Genomic DNA, 14,485 nt, shown 5'->3' with positions numbered 1-14,485 from the left:
GCGACTATGCGTAGCAAACTGACCGCCGCCCTGCTGCTGATGCTGGCTGCGGGCGCTGCCCGGGCTGACACCACACTCACCATTGCCACCATCGCCAACGGTGACATGACCATTATGCAGCAGCTTTCCGGCACCTTTGAGCAGGCGCACCCCGGCATTCACCTGCGCTGGCAGGTGATGGATGATGCAGAACTGCGTAAACAGGTGCTGGCGGCGATGAACAGCGGCCAGCCGACCTTTGATGTGATTACCGTGGGCACCTATGAAGCACCGCTGTGGGGCAAGCGCGGCTGGTTAACCCCGCTGGATACCCTGCCCGCTGACTATCAGGTAGACGACCTGCTGAAGCCCGTACGTAAAGCCCTCTCCTGGCAGGATAAGCTCTATGCCCTGCCGTTTTACGGCGAAAGCAGCATGACCTATTACCGTAAGGATCTGTTTGCTGCCCGTGGCCTGACGATGCCTGAAGAGGTCAACTGGAGTGATATTAAACGCCTGGCGGCGAAGCTAACGGACAAAGCGAACGGCGTTTATGGCCTGTGCCTGCGCGGCCGTCCGGGCTGGGGGGATAACGTGGCGTTTGTCACCACCATGGCCAACGGCTACGGTGCACAGTGGTTCGATCTCGACTGGAAACCCACGCTGGACAGCCCGGAGTGGCGGGAAGTGCTCAGCGACTATGTGCAGATGGTGCACGACTACGGCCCGCCGGACAGCGCTGAGAACAGTTTTGGTCAAATCCTTAAGCTGTTTGCCGAAGGCAAGTGCGCTATGTGGGTCGACAGCACCGTGGCTGCCGGTCTGCTGATTAACCCGCAGATCTCCCGTGTGGCCGACAAAATTGATTTTGCCCCGGCCCCCGGTGAACTGACGCGCAATGGCTCGAACTGGCTGTGGTCCTGGGCACTGGCCGTCCCCGCCAGTGCGGCGAACAAAGCGGCCGCACAGGAATTTATCAGCTGGGCAACCTCACCCGCCTACATTCAGCAGGTGGCGCAAACGGTCGGCTGGGGGGCCGTGCCGCCAGGCAGCCGCTACTCAACCTACCAGCAGGCCAGCTATCAGCGCCTGGCACCCTATGCAAAACGGGTACAGGCCGCCATGGAAAGCGCCACGGTGGAACAGCCGACCCTCGGCCCGGTGCCGTATCAGGGCGTGCAGTACGTCAGCATTCCCGGCTTCGACCAGATGGGCAATGCCGTGGGTGAGAATATCGCCGCGCTGTTACAGGGCAAACTGACGCTGGACGAAACCCTGACGCGAAACCAGCAGGCCGTGACCGAGATTTACGCCACAACCCCTCCATAAACGGGTGGCGGGCAGCGCTGCTGCCCGGCTTTCCCCGACCAATCCAGCCGTGTACACTAGCGCCAGTGAATTTTCCTGCATCAACCCGGGCATTATCGTTATGAAAACCGTTGAAGAATATTACGCCATCGCCAAAGATCTGTTTCTTGAGGCCCACCCGACGCTGAAAGCCGGTATTGAAAATCTGACGGCAGACCAGGCCGCCACGCTCGGAATGACGGTGGAGCAGCTGCAATCCATGCAGAAAGATCGCGCCTATGCCGCGTATGTACGTGAAAAGAAACTGGACGGCATGCTGTTTGCCATTCAACTGGCTGAGCCGGATAAAGCGGTGATGGTGAATGCGATTGAAGCGTATCTGCACACCCATGCCGAAGCGCTGGGGATGAGCTGGGAAGAGTTTTGTATTAAAAACGAGTTGTAATCGTATTCACGGGCCGATCGGGAAAAATGATCGGCCCATGGGCACAGGGCAAACCTCTTTATCGGCCCACCCCGTCACATAAAACAGTGGAACTACCCCGCTAATCGCGCTGCGGACGATAATGATGACAGCTCTTCTTCGCGGAACGCCTCGCGCTTCACACTGAAACCATCGTACCAACGACACTCGACCATACCGCTGGCCACTCCCGTCACAATCATTGCGGGGCCACCATCCTTATGTTGCACTTCATCACTGACAATAAAGCTCATACAAAGTACCTCCCTATCTGGTTATCACTGGTTATGAAACGTCAAATAGTTATAGCATCTGAATATAAACCGTGCTGTTAACGCCAGGTAAAGTATTTGTTAAATTCAAATAAGCAGTTAAAAACACTAAATATAAAAAAAGCGTGTAGTTTTACTACACGCTTTTTATGTGAAACTCGTCGCATTTTGCGATTAGATTTTGCAGCCTTCGCAGTCGGCTTCATCGCCTAAGTCAGCCGGTACTTCGGCTGCTTTCTTCTGGGCATTGGCTTCTGCCTGCTCAAGTTGAGCATCAATATCAAATTCAAACATATCGTCGTTCATCATTAACCCCTGGATATTTACTGATTTCAGCCCGTCTTTATACTGATGACGGGCGCATTTTGGCAATCAAATTTACCGCGCACAGCACAATCGACCCCACAATAAAGCCGATGATGAGGTTAGCAACATTGCTCAACAGCATCGCCAGCAGACCATGCAGGCCTGCGCTAACGCCTTCAATAAGATGGTGCAGTAATGGCACGCCGTGCACGATAATCCCACCGCCGACCAGGAACATCGCCAGGGTGCCCACCACCGTCAGGATTTTCATCAGCCACGGTGCGGCCACCAGCAGCACGCCGCCCACCGCTTTCGCTGCCGCCGAAGATTTCTGCTGCAGCCACAGGCCGAGATCGTCAATCTTCACGATACCCGCAACAATCCCGTACACACCAACGGTGACCGCAATCGCCACGCCAGCCAGAACGATCACCTGATTCAGCAGCGGTGCTTCAGACACGATACCCAGGGTAATCGCCACAATCTCCGCCGAGAGAATAAAGTCCGTGCGTACCGCCCCTTTTACTTTTTTCTGCTCAAACTCCGCCGGGTTCTGCTCGGCCGCTTTCAGCAAACGCGCTTCACGAGCCTGCGGCGTTTCCTGGCTTTTATCTTTATGCAGACTGTGCAGTACTTTCTCCACGCCCTCAAAGCACAGGTATGCGCCACCCACCATCAGCAGCGGGGTGATCGCCCAGGGGGCAAACGCGCTGATCAGCAGCGCCAGCGGCACCAGAATCAGTTTGTTAAGGAACGACCCTTTCGCCACGCTCCACACCACCGGCAGTTCACGGTTGGCTTTTACCCCGCTGACCTGCTGCGCATTCAGCGACAAATCGTCGCCCAATACACCGGCGGTTTTCTTTGCCGCCACTTTGCCCATCACGGCGACGTCATCCAGCAGTGTGGCAATATCGTCCAGTAAGGTCAGTAAACTACTTCCGGCCAAAATCAGATTCCTTATTCATGTCCATCATGTTGACAACAGGGGCACAGCTCCATTTCGGTCACCGCCATATCGGCAATGCCATCACAGTCCCACTCAACGCGCACTGGCTGCCCCTGCGTTTCCGCATGGTGCAGATACTTACTCACCGGGCTTTCGGTCATCCCGCTGATCTCTTCCGTGGCAATCAGGCGATCGCCCACGAAAATACGCGCCGTCGCCTGAGTATTGACCATGCGCTCGCCGCTGAGTTTATACAGACGTCTTACCGTCAGTTTGACACTGGCCATGGCTCACCCCTGGCTGGCTGTATTAAAGAGGGAACAGATCTAAGCAATTATGGGCATGGAGTGCAAATTTTGTAAAAAAATAACGCCCGCCGGGGATAATTAGTGGCAGAATCGGGTCCTTATAACATTTTCACAACCTGATATAACTTTAGGAAGAGTCTCTGACATGACGTTACGCCGTGCCCCCGCCCTGCTGCCCCTGCTGGCCGCGCTCTTTTCTCTCTACTTTATCTGGGGTTCCACCTACCTGGTGATCCGTATTGGTGTGGAAAGCTGGCCGCCGATGATGCTGGCCGGGTTGCGCTTCTTACTCGCGGGCGTGGTGCTGCTGGCATTCCTCCTGATGCGAGGGGAAAAATTGCCTTCCTGGCGTGAAGCCGGTAACGCGGCGATCATCGGTGTCCTGCTGCTGGCAATGGGTAATGGCGCAGTCACCGTTGCAGAACATCAGCATGTGCCTTCCGGGCTGGCTGCCGTGATGGTGGCGACCGTTCCCCTGTTTGCCATGTGTTTCAGCCGTATGTTCGGCATTACCACGCGCTGGATTGAGTGGCTGGGCATTGGCGTCGGCCTGGTGGGGATTATTTTACTTAACAGCGGCGGCCATCTGGCAGGGAATCCGTGGGGTGCCCTGATGATTTTGGGCGGATCGCTGACCTGGGCCTTTGGCTCGGTGTGGGGGTCACGTATTGCGCTACCGCACGGCATGATGGCCGGAGCTGTCGAGATGCTGGCCGCCGGGGTGGTGTTGCTGACCGCCAGCCAGTTGACGGGTGAACATCTGGTTCAGAAACCCTCACTGGCGGGCTTCTTCTCGCTGGGTTATCTCAGCCTGTTTGGTTCGGTGATTGCCATCAATGCCTATATGTTCCTGATCCGCAACGTCACACCCGCTATCGCCACCAGCTACGCCTATGTCAATCCGGTGGTTGCCGTGCTGCTGGGCATCGCTTTTGCCGGTGAAAGCCTGTCAGGACGTGAATGGCTGGCGCTGGGCATTATTGTGCTGGCAGTGGTGCTGGTCACGCTGGGTAAATACCTCTTCCCGGCAAAACCGGTGGTGAAACCCTGCTCGCCGACTGATTAAATCCTCAGCGTGTGCAGCATGACCTCTAAGGTATACCCACAAAAATGAATGGCTTCCCGTCTGGCGTCAGGTCCGGGGCCAGTTTGAGCACGCCGGAGCGGCAAAAGACGCATCCCTGCGTGCCTCGGCACGCGCAGCGGGAAAGCGAAACGCCCTTGACGTTGACCTGGACCATCGTGCAGGCCAGCGTCGCTGACAGAGGGTTTACGGTAGTACACGAATCCCTTGTTCATCGATCTCGCCGTTGTTTTCCGCGGCGCAAATCCACTCCTCCAGCCGCGTGCGCAATGCCTCTTCCTCCAGTCGCGTTTTCCCGCGTAGCGCACATTCCCATACCAGCAACACACGCCAGCCGCTGGCCGTCAGCTCCTCAACATAACGTTTATCACGCGCCACATTACTGTCTATTTTTCCCTGCCAGAACGCCGTGCGTGTCGCCGGCATCTTGAATAGATGACAGTGATGACGATGCCAGAAACAACCGTGAACAAAGATAATGGCCTGATAGTCTGCCAGAACAAAGTCGGGACGACCGGGCAACGATTTATCCTGCACCCGGTAACTCAGGCCCAGTTCAACCAGCAGTTCTGCCAGCCGCTTTTCGATTGCCGTATCGCGGGTACGAATAGCGCGCATATTCTTACTGCGCACGTCGGAAGAGTGAACGTCGGCCATCTTGATATTCCTTTAACGAAGACCTTAAGTGTAGCTAAAAGCGGCCCTGCCGTGATGGCACCGGGCCACATTTCACTGGCGCTGTTGTACCGCCTGTAGGATCCAGGGGCGCAGGAGTTTGGCAACCGCCGCGAAGGCAGGCACCACCACCGAGTTACCAAACTGGCGATAGGCCTGGGTATCCGATACCGGAATATGGAACGCCTCCTGGCCGGGCTGTTCAAAGCCCATCAGTCGGGCGCACTCGCGTGGCGTCAGACGACGCGGTCGGTTCTGCTGATTGTCCGCGTTATCGAAGTCCTCCTCACCCAGCGCTTTGTCCCAGCCGCGATCGATCAGGATCTCCGAACCATCTTTGTAATAGCGTGCCGACAACGTCCGAACTACTCCCTGCTCAAGCGCCGGATCAACCAGCCCGTAGCCAAAGCCGTTACCGCGAGCCTGGTGCTTCTTCGCATAGAGGTAGAGATACTTCCATAGCGTTGGCGTCAAAATATATTTCGCATCAACGACCGGGTCGAGTAAGGCTTTGAGTGGCGTGCGCTGCGGCGGGTAGAGCGCAGATAACGCGCTCAGGCTGAAAGCGGGCAGCGCCAGATCGCGACGGAACCCTACCAGCACAATGCGTTCACGGTGCTGCGGCAGGAAATGCTTGCCGTCGATAATTTTCGGGTCCGGCGAACCGGTGACCGCCGCATCCGCCACGTCATAGCCCAGCTCGTCCAGTGTCGACATAATAATGCGGAAAGTATTGCCCTTATCGTGGCTTTTCAGGTTTTTGACGTTTTCGAGGACAAAGATCGCCGGTTTTTTGGCCGTGATGATGCGTGCCACATCAAAGAACAGCGTCCCCTGCGCTTCATCTTCAAAACCATGTTTACGGCCCAGGGCATTTTTCTTCGACACACCCGCCAGTGAGAAAGGCTGACAAGGGAATCCCGCCAGCAGCACATCATGGTCCGGCACCTGCTGGCGAATATGCTGATACGCCTGCTCTTCGTCCACCAGGGGATCGCCACTCAGCGTGACATCGCGGATATCCTGATTAAAGCGGTGCTGCTGCTCATCACAGTACCAGTTGGCTTTATAGGTGCGCACCGCATGTTTGTTCCACTCACTGGTAAACACGCACTGTCCACCAATCGCTTCGAAGCCGCTACGTATGCCACCAATACCCGCAAAAAGGTCAATAAAACGAAAAGCATAATCGGGATGATGTGCCGGAGGCGCAGGCAGCATACTGTGCAGCAAACTGACTTCGGCTTCATTCAGCGTTTTGCGGCTGTTGCCCTTCACCCAGCGATTAACAGACTCCCGCGTCCACTCCTGCTGACTGACCTTTCGCAGGGTCGCCGCGACCGTTTTCTGGTCATAAATCTCCAGCACCCGCAGCAGCAGCTCACGATCCTGCTGTTCTTTATGCCGGGCATCTTCTCGTGCCTGTTCAGCCAGTTCTGCGGCCACGCGGTCAAAATCGCTCATATTTACTCAGTTAACAGGGGATAAACGGGTGTCAGTCTATCACTTAGTTGACCCAGCGCCAGGCGGAAATTGGCCGCAGCGAGGGCAATTAATGACAGCGCGTCATGCTGCCTCTACACTGATGCGGTTTTACTGTTAACAATGGAGCTATTACCGATGAACGCCCCCCAACGCGAGCTGCTTAGCCTTCCCGATGGCGCTAAAAAACTGCTGCTGCACTCCTGCTGCGCCCCCTGCTCCGGCGAAGTGATGGAAGCCTTGCAGGCATCAGGCATTGATTACACCATTTTCTTCTACAATCCAAATATTCACCCGCAGAAAGAGTATCTGCTGCGTAAAGAAGAGAATATCCGCTTTGCGGAACAGCACGGCATCCCGTTTGTCGATGCTGACTACGATACCGATAACTGGTTTGCTCGCGCGAAGGGCATGGAGTGGGAGCCAGAGCGTGGCGTGCGCTGCACCATGTGCTTTGATATGCGCTTTGAACGCACCGCACTGTATGCCTATGAAAATGACTTTCCGGTGATTTCCAGCTCTTTGGGTATTTCGCGCTGGAAGAATATGCAGCAGATTAACGACTGTGGCGATCGGGCGGCCGCGCCCTACCCCGGCATCCAGTACTGGGATTATAACTGGCGCAAAAAAGGCGGGTCGGCGCGCATGATTGAGATCAGCAAACGTGAGCGTTTCTATCAGCAGGAATATTGCGGCTGCGTGTATTCGTTGCGCGACAGCAATTTGCATCGCAAAAGTCAGGGCCGACCATTAATCAAGCTCGGCGTACTCTATTACGGTGATGAAGAACAATAACGCTGAAAGATAGCGGGGTAATTTGCCTTATCAGCGGATAATCCCCTGTTTCTTTTTTCTATTTTATCGCGGTAACACAAGTGACATAAAAGCGGCGAATACTCCCTTTTATTTTAAGGGAAGCTTATGTCACTGATCACGATTTTACCCTTACGCGCCCTGCTGCGCCGTCCACGTTTTGCCTTGTTGATGACCGGTTGGGGCTGGCTACGCAGCCTGCGGGGTGGCTTCATCCTGTTTCTGCTGGTCTTCTCGCTGCTGCAGTGTGCCAGCGTGCTGCTACTGACCCGCCTCGTTTCCAGCACGGGTGACAATATTTCCGAGATCCATACCCTGTCTGGCCGCCAGGCGCTGCTGGATAAAGCCCGTATGGAACTGCTCACCGCCAGCGACAACAGCCACCGCGCCGGGATCTACCTGATGCAAGATAACCAGACCGGCTCCGTCGACAGCTGGAAAAGCCTGGCCGAAACGGCTCAGACCTCACTGGATAATGCACGAAAGCTGTTTGATCAATATCCGGTGGCGCAGGACAGTCCGCTGAAACAGAACTTCGATATGCTGGCCGACGGATTGCAGGAGCAGTTAAAAGGGCTGAATGCGAAAGATATTGATGCCTTTTTTATGGTGCCAATGCAGGCCTTTCAGCAGCAGTTTAATGACACCTACTATCAGGTGCTGACGCAGGCCAATCACCAGGCCGACGATCTCAACCTCTCTACGCTCTCATCGCTGACCACCAGCCGCAATCTTTCCCTGGGTATCTCTGCCCTGCTGGGCGGACTGCTGTTACTGAGCGGCGGGTTACTGCTGATGGGGGTGATCCAGCCGATGGAACGCGTGTCGCGCTGGCTGGCACAGATCGCAACGGGCGATATCTCGCAGCAGGCGTATCAGAGCCGTTACCAGTCAACGGAGATCAGCCAGCTGATACAGAATGTGGACGGGATGCAGCAAGGTTTACGGCATATCGTCGGCGAGATTAACGCCATCTCCGGTGCGGTGCGTGGCAGCGCAGACCGCATGGCACAACAAAATGATGAGTTTAGTGCCCACAATCAGCAGCAAAGCAGCGCGTTTGAGCACATCAGCCAGCGTCTGAACCGGGTGGCAGAGGAAGTGGGCCACAGCGTGACGTTTACCCATCATGCGACGCAGCAGGTACAGGCCGCCGATGAACTGACCCGCCGCTGCGGCACCGTGGTGACCGCTGTTGATGCGCAGATGCGCCAGATTGTTGACGCTTCCGGTGAGATCGCCGGGATTGTTACCCTTCTGGAGGGCATTTCGCTGCAAACACGGCTGGTGGCACTGAATGCCGCTATCGAATCAGCCCATGCCGGCGTTTATGGGCGCAGCTTCTCCATTGTGGCAAAAGAGATCGGCCTGCTGTCGGAGAAGAGCAGTGCCTCGACGCGGTTGATTGACGGGCTGATCGGCTCAACTCATCAACATATTGATAGCGGCTTTAGTCAGGTACAGACGCTGGAGAGATTGTATCGGGAAATTACGCATGCCGTATCCGGCGTGGTTACCCTACTGAGCGAGTTGCAACACAATGCGGATGCGCAGAGTAAAAGGGTCAATGCGATAGCGCTGGAGATTACTCGCCTGAATCAGCAGGTCAAAGAGAGCGAGCAACTGACACGTCGCAGCGCAGGGACATCGGAAGCGTTGGTGGATCATGCGCAACGGCTCTCGCACAGCGTGAGTCAGTTTGTTATGTAAGAGGGGTTGAAAGCGTCTCTCAGAACGAGAGACGCTGGATAAGACGGGCTTACTTTTTCTTCTTCGACTTTTTCAGCAGTGCGCGAACTTGTTTCAGTTCTGCCTGGCTCAATTGTTCGGCCGTCTCTTCTTCTGTATGGGTACTATCTACCGCATCAGGTGCCTGAGCAGAAAAACTCTTTACCAGATGCTGGGTAACCAATTCGCTAAGGGAAATCTCACTATCCAGAGCGAGTGTTTTAATCGTTTCTTTTAAGGCGGGATCGATCTTTATTGTTAAGCTAACTTTGTCGGTCATTGCCTGATTCTCCTGAGAATTGTCCCAACAACGTAACCTGTAACGTGCGATTTAACCATACTGTCATAAAAATTTAATATTTGACGATCCCGGGCTGAATTCTTCCAGTACGGTTTGATCCAACGCGCAAAAATCCCCCTTCAATTCAGCGCACAGCTTCGCCATATAGGTCACGAGAAAGCGGGCATTAAATTCAGCCAGGCGTCGCCCTTCTGCCGTTTGCATCGTTTCAGGCAATTTCAGTAACTTTTTCTGGAAATGGTCCAGCGCCCATTCAGCATCATCCAGAGGGCGTTCGCGCCCCAGCGGATCGCGACTGTCAAACAGAGAACGCCCTAATGCGCCAGAGACATAAAACACCCGCGCCAGACCAATAGCGCCCAGTGATTCCAGACGGTCGGCGTCCTGCACGATCTTAGCTTCAAGGGTTTCTGCCGTTACGCCAGCACTGAAGCTGTGCGCGTGAACCGCGTGGGCCACGGCTTCAATTTTATCGCTGGGGAAATCCGTAAAGACCTGTTGTAACGCGCGCCGGGTCTCGTCAGCTGCCTGCGCGGAAGCCAGATGGCGCTCAGGGTGATTTTTAGGCAGGTTGACAATGTCATGGAAGTAGCACCCGGCCAGCACCACCAGCTCATCGGCCCCGGTGCCCACCATAATGCGCTGTGCAGACTGCCAGACGCGCGTCAGGTGCGCCACATCATGGGCTTTATCATCATGTTGCCAGGTGTCGTGCAGCCACTTTTCAAAACGTAATTGCCAGTCAGTCAGAGTCATAGACTTCTCCTTAATTGTTTGAACTTTTTGAGATGTCAGTGGTGGTCACCCACTGCAACGGGTTAACCATTTCTGCTTAAAAATGAGATCCACATCAAACTTATAGCGGCTGTTACGCGCTGGTGACAGCATTTTTCCCATTTTCAGTTTTTTCCGGCTCACTTTTAACTGGCTGTTTTTTGATCTAAATGATAAACAATAGTTATGATCAGATGCAGGTAATGGCCCCTCAAACAACAACACAGGTGCTGTACATGCCCGGTCTGTCAGTGATCATGAGGAACAGGCGATCGCCACGGTTAGAGGGCATCGTCGGTAAGCATTCGTCACACTAACACATTGTAATATGGTAAAATGTCAATTTGGTTACGGCATGACGACCCCGTGATGACGACGCGGGACGCACCAGACGATTGCGTCCGGCAGATGTGCAAATTTGCCCCAAGTCATTTTTTTATTGGTTTTTCTGAAGTTTAGTAAAATAAACGTGCTGAAACGTTTTTTTGAGCTAAGGTTAGGAATTATCTGTATTGTGTTTCTACTTTGCTTATGAACCAGGAACTGGTCAAGAAAGTCATACTAGAGGTTAAACCATGAAAGAACGCCCGATTCTATTTAGCGATCAACGGGTGCGCGCCCTGCTCTCAGGCCAACAAAAACAGACACGGCGCATCATGAAATCCCAACTGTTTGGGCCAGGCCAGGACAATCATGAAGGTTGTTACGGCATTGATGTCCTGAGCAACAATTTGCAAGGTAACCGTGTTCTGGGCATGGAAAACCTGAGTTATCACTGCCCTTACGGCCAGCCGGGCGATCGCTTGTGGGTGCGCGAAACCTGGCGCGGCCCTGTGGTGCCCGCAGAAGAGATGACGAAATATCAGACCTCTCCTGCACAGTTTAAAAATATTGACTACTGTCAGTACCGTGCCGACTCCAGCATCTATACCTCTGACGAAGAAGAGACCAACTTTGGCTGGCAGGCCGGTATTCATATGCCGCGCTGGGCCAGCCGTATCGACCTGACCATCACGGCTATCCGGGTCGAGCGCATCCAGGATATCAGTGACGATGACGTGCTGGCTGAAGGCGTGCAGGTAGACTCTCATTTTCTCAATAACTTTTTCACCCTGCATAGCGAAGCCGTTTCCGCTAAAGATGCTTATCGCAAGCAGTGGGCCATTCAATACGGTGGCACCAGCTGGGAAGTGAACCCCTGGGTCTGGGTGATTGAATTCGCGCGTATCTGACCCTCGCAAATCGACGCGGCGCTGACTTTTTTCAGCGCCGTTTGCGTTTCGTCACAGACAATCTGCATTATAACTGATTGAATCTTCCCCTTATTCAGCGGCATTAACGCCATCATCAGGCAGGAGTGACAACAGCATGATCAAATGGCCGTGGAAAGGCGGTGATGACGCAGTGGAAAGTGGGCTGCCATGGCAACAGGCGCTGGAGATCCCGCTGCTGGCAAGCTTAACGGCTGCTGAACAACAGACGATCTGTCAGCTTGCGACCCGTTTTCTGCGCCAGAAACGTCTGGTGCCTTTACAAGGCTTCGAACTGGACGATGTGAAAAGCTGCCGACTGGCTCTGCTGTTTTGCCTGCCGGTTCTCAGCCTCGGCTACGACTGGCTGGACGGTTTTCATGAAGTGCTGATCTATCCTTCCCCGTTTATGGTCGATGATGAATGGCAGGATGAGTTCGGCCTGGTGCATCGTGAACAAATGGTGCACGCCGGGCAAAGCTGGCAGCAGGGTCCGATTGTCCTGAACTGGCTGGATGTGCAGGACTCATTCGATCTCTCCGGTTATAACCTGGTGATCCATGAGGTCGCGCACAAACTTGATGCGCGCGGCAGCGGTGAAGCTAACGGTGTACCGGCCATTCCCCTGCGCGAAGTGGTGGGCTGGGAGCGCGATCTGCGTGCGGCAATGAGTGCAATACAGGATGAAATTGACCAGGTGGGTGAAAACGCCACCAGCATTGATGCCTACGCCGCCAGCGAACCCGCGGAATGCTTCGCGGTATTGTCAGAGTATTTTTTCAGTGCGCCTGAGCTGCTGATCGCCCGTTTTCCGGCGCTTTATCAACGGTTCCGCCAGTTTTATCGCCAGGATCCCCATCAGCGCCTGGAGCAGCAGCAGTTACACCATAATGCGGGTGGAATTGTTCACTAATCGGGCGGGTTGATTCAAACGCAGCCAGTTGAAAGCTAAAATGTTTTTTGCTGTTGACAGTCTGAGGGCGTATCGCTACTATTCGCCTCGTTCCACAATTCCTCTGTAGTTCAGTCGGTAGAACGGCGGACTGTTAATCCGTATGTCACTGGTTCGAGTCCAGTCAGAGGAGCCAAATTGAGAAAAGCCCGCTTAAGGAAACTTAAGCGGGCTTTTTGCTTTTCTTGCATCGTTGCGATTATTTATATGATTTAGGTTCAACGAATTAGCGTGAAAAACCTTCCCAGAGTCCGACACTACACCGCCCTTCCCCTTGAATGAATACCCCAACGGTTGAATCGCCTTGATGGCTATCATCAAGGAAAGGAATTAACCCGGCTCTCTGTTTCTCTCACGTCAGGCTTATCATTATCATTCCCTGTCCCAGATCAGGTCTATGAATTCCATTCATAGCGCCTATTTAAGTAGCGTAATTATCTTTCACCACAACTTCGATAATCTGGGTTTATAACAGGAGTAAGCGCTGTGAAATGTTGCGGAAAGTGGCTACAGCTCATGGACGTGCCCCAGCCTGCCCGGCCGGGGCATCACCGGGGATGACTAAATATTCTTATCGAAGAAGACGTCTAACTTTTGCAAAGCCTTGTCAACGTATTTGGGCACCCAATACGTCTCGATATGGGTGGCACCCTCGATCAGGAAGAGTTCTTTGTCCTTCGTACCGGTGGCTTTCGCGAACGCATCTTCAGTCATATAGCGCGTATCCGCTTTTGTACCGGCAATCATCAGCAGCGGTTTATTGATGAGATTGATATGGTCCGTCACGTCAAAGTTCATCAAGTCTAACAGACTGCTAGTGGTGTATTTAAACGTTGAGTTCGGGTGTGCGTGGGTTTTCCAGTAGTACTCGTAGCCCTGCCGGTATAAGGCAAAAGGTAGCTTAGCGATCTGTTCATCAGTCAGATTGGCATCACCGGAGTAAAGCACTTCGCCTCCAGATGCTTCCTGAGCGCGGGAGTCAGAAGCCTGCTGAAGACGCTGCTGGATAGTATTCAGCTGTGAATCCTGCATACCATTGCGACGTACAAGCCCGGAGTTAAACATACTGATGGTTGCAATCGATTTGAACCGTTTGTCTGTTTCGGCGGCAACCAGTGAATACCCGCCGCCTCCGCAAATACCCAGCAGACCAAGGCGGGCGGTATCTACACCAGGATACTGGCTGATGTAGTCAGCCATGCCGTGGATATCCTCAATACGATTAGCGGGTTTATCCACGCTGCGAGGCATCCCACCGCTAGCGCCCTGATAAGCCGCATCGGCGGTAATCGTGATGTAGCCCTGTTCGGCGAGACGCTGGGCATACAACCCAGCGACCTGCTCTTTTACGCCACCATTAGGATGTGCAACCACCACCGCAGGATATTTTTTGGCGGGATCGTAGTTAGCAGGGGTATAAACATTCGCCGCAATCTGGATGCCATGCAGATCGTATTTCACCGGATGAATATTGACCTTGCCTTTGACGTTCTCAGTAATGGCACCGTCATAGACGAGTGTGAACGGATTTTTTTTGTAATCAGCCGCATTGACTGAGGTCACTCCAGCCATTGCCGTGATTAGCATTGCACTGATAAGCGTAAATTTCATGGTCTCTCCCGATGAGTGTCGGCCTGGTTATCCAGGCTCGCGGAATCAAATTTGCAGGCTCAGATTAGGGGAAGAAGGCTGTCAGCAGCTTGACAGAGAAATAACATTTTTGTCAGGAAAGGGACTGAGATGGGAAGCGTTTCTGACAACGCTGTCAGGTAACCGTCAGCTTTATGTTGGCAATCAGGAGGCAGAATGATCTCGATTTATGAGATTTATATTCAATTTTT

The 14,485-nt window shown here is 53.8% G+C and carries 16 protein-coding genes and 1 tRNA gene; 8 read left to right on the top strand and 9 right to left on the bottom strand.

Annotated elements, in window-relative coordinates; translation table 11 throughout:
- Positions 1 to 6 precede the first annotated feature (6 nt).
- Both HHI26_RS23730 and HHI26_RS23725 read left to right on the top strand, forming a co-directional pair.
- Entirely contained in the window at positions 7 to 1,308 is a 1,302-nt protein-coding gene (locus HHI26_RS23730) for a sugar ABC transporter substrate-binding protein (RefSeq protein ID WP_241008342.1), read from the top strand.
- Between the two features lie 100 nt (positions 1,309 to 1,408).
- The gene (locus HHI26_RS23725; protein ID WP_133841712.1) at positions 1,409 to 1,732 is read left to right on the top strand and encodes a DUF6388 family protein; all 324 of its coding nucleotides are present in this window, start codon (positions 1,409 to 1,411) and stop codon (positions 1,730 to 1,732) included.
- Between the two features lie 92 nt (positions 1,733 to 1,824).
- Here HHI26_RS23725 and HHI26_RS23720 read toward each other — a convergent pair whose 3' ends face one another.
- The 4 genes from HHI26_RS23720 to HHI26_RS23710 all read right to left on the bottom strand — a co-directional run bounded on the left by HHI26_RS23720 (position 1,825) and on the right by HHI26_RS23710 (position 3,564).
- Positions 1,825 to 2,004 (bottom strand): DUF2158 domain-containing protein, encoded by a 180-nt coding sequence (locus HHI26_RS23720; RefSeq protein ID WP_133841711.1) that lies wholly within the window; start codon positions 2,002 to 2,004, stop codon positions 1,825 to 1,827.
- 192 nt (positions 2,005 to 2,196) lie between these two features.
- Positions 2,197 to 2,331 (bottom strand): hypothetical protein, encoded by a 135-nt coding sequence (locus tag HHI26_RS25645; RefSeq protein ID WP_259151748.1) that lies wholly within the window; start codon positions 2,329 to 2,331, stop codon positions 2,197 to 2,199.
- A 34-nt stretch (positions 2,332 to 2,365) separates the two neighbouring features.
- Positions 2,366 to 3,277, bottom strand: coding sequence for a DUF808 family protein (locus HHI26_RS23715; RefSeq protein WP_133841710.1), 912 nt, complete (start codon positions 3,275 to 3,277; stop codon positions 2,366 to 2,368).
- Between the two features lie 11 nt (positions 3,278 to 3,288).
- The gene (locus HHI26_RS23710) at positions 3,289 to 3,564 is read right to left on the bottom strand and encodes a hypothetical protein (RefSeq protein WP_133841709.1); all 276 of its coding nucleotides are present in this window, start codon (positions 3,562 to 3,564) and stop codon (positions 3,289 to 3,291) included.
- Positions 3,565 to 3,730: 166 nt separating this feature from the next.
- Here HHI26_RS23710 and yedA point away from each other — a divergent pair, with 166 nt between their 5' ends.
- Complete coding sequence (gene yedA / locus HHI26_RS23705) at positions 3,731 to 4,651, top strand: drug/metabolite exporter YedA (RefSeq protein ID WP_133841708.1); 921 nt, start codon at positions 3,731 to 3,733, stop codon at positions 4,649 to 4,651.
- Between the two features lie 204 nt (positions 4,652 to 4,855).
- On the opposite strand, the gene vsr is transcribed toward yedA, so the two are convergent.
- Both vsr and HHI26_RS23695 read right to left on the bottom strand, forming a co-directional pair.
- Complete coding sequence (gene vsr, locus HHI26_RS23700) at positions 4,856 to 5,326, bottom strand: DNA mismatch endonuclease Vsr (RefSeq protein ID WP_159336456.1); 471 nt, start codon at positions 5,324 to 5,326, stop codon at positions 4,856 to 4,858.
- Positions 5,327 to 5,398: 72 nt separating this feature from the next.
- Positions 5,399 to 6,808: a DNA cytosine methyltransferase gene (locus HHI26_RS23695; protein ID WP_171149809.1), complete on the bottom strand. Its 1,410-nt coding sequence runs from the start codon at positions 6,806 to 6,808 to the stop codon at positions 5,399 to 5,401.
- A gap of 156 nt (positions 6,809 to 6,964) precedes the next feature.
- Here HHI26_RS23695 and HHI26_RS23690 point away from each other — a divergent pair, with 156 nt between their 5' ends.
- Complete coding sequence (locus HHI26_RS23690; protein WP_133841705.1) at positions 6,965 to 7,621, top strand: epoxyqueuosine reductase QueH; 657 nt, start codon at positions 6,965 to 6,967, stop codon at positions 7,619 to 7,621.
- A gap of 126 nt (positions 7,622 to 7,747) precedes the next feature.
- Positions 7,748 to 9,349 carry a methyl-accepting chemotaxis protein gene (locus HHI26_RS23685; protein ID WP_171149808.1) on the top strand — a complete coding sequence of 534 codons (1,602 nt, stop codon included), beginning with the start codon at positions 7,748 to 7,750 and terminating at the stop codon, positions 9,347 to 9,349.
- A 49-nt stretch (positions 9,350 to 9,398) separates the two neighbouring features.
- On the opposite strand, the gene HHI26_RS23680 is transcribed toward HHI26_RS23685, so the two are convergent.
- Together HHI26_RS23680 and HHI26_RS23675 are read right to left on the bottom strand one after the other, a co-directional pair.
- Positions 9,399 to 9,647, bottom strand: a complete 249-nt coding sequence (locus tag HHI26_RS23680; protein WP_133841703.1) for a hypothetical protein — start codon at positions 9,645 to 9,647, stop codon at positions 9,399 to 9,401.
- A 63-nt stretch (positions 9,648 to 9,710) separates the two neighbouring features.
- Positions 9,711 to 10,424, bottom strand: coding sequence for a phosphohydrolase (locus HHI26_RS23675; protein WP_133841702.1), 714 nt, complete (start codon positions 10,422 to 10,424; stop codon positions 9,711 to 9,713).
- Between the two features lie 593 nt (positions 10,425 to 11,017).
- On the opposite strand from HHI26_RS23675, the gene HHI26_RS23670 reads away from it, so the two are divergent.
- From HHI26_RS23670 to HHI26_RS23660, 3 genes are all read left to right on the top strand, one after another.
- The gene (locus tag HHI26_RS23670; protein ID WP_133841701.1) at positions 11,018 to 11,674 is read left to right on the top strand and encodes a hypothetical protein; all 657 of its coding nucleotides are present in this window, start codon (positions 11,018 to 11,020) and stop codon (positions 11,672 to 11,674) included.
- Positions 11,675 to 11,810: 136 nt separating this feature from the next.
- Positions 11,811 to 12,605, top strand: coding sequence for a DgsA anti-repressor MtfA (mtfA, locus tag HHI26_RS23665; RefSeq protein WP_133841700.1), 795 nt, complete (start codon positions 11,811 to 11,813; stop codon positions 12,603 to 12,605).
- Positions 12,606 to 12,704: 99 nt separating this feature from the next.
- A tRNA-Asn gene (locus HHI26_RS23660) sits at positions 12,705 to 12,780 on the top strand.
- A gap of 425 nt (positions 12,781 to 13,205) precedes the next feature.
- Here the strand turns inward: HHI26_RS23660 and HHI26_RS23655 are convergent.
- A complete protein-coding gene (locus HHI26_RS23655) occupies positions 13,206 to 14,231 on the bottom strand; it encodes an alpha/beta hydrolase (RefSeq protein ID WP_241008344.1) in 1,026 nt (341 codons plus the stop codon).
- Positions 14,232 to 14,485: the final 254 nt, after the last annotated feature.

Origin of the sequence: Erwinia sp. JH02 (genome assembly GCF_013074405.1) — a bacterium.
Lineage (GTDB): Bacteria > Pseudomonadota > Gammaproteobacteria > Enterobacterales > Enterobacteriaceae > Erwinia > Erwinia rhapontici.
Note: the sequence above shows the minus strand (reverse complement) of the source record. Positions and strands in the feature narration are given on the sequence as shown.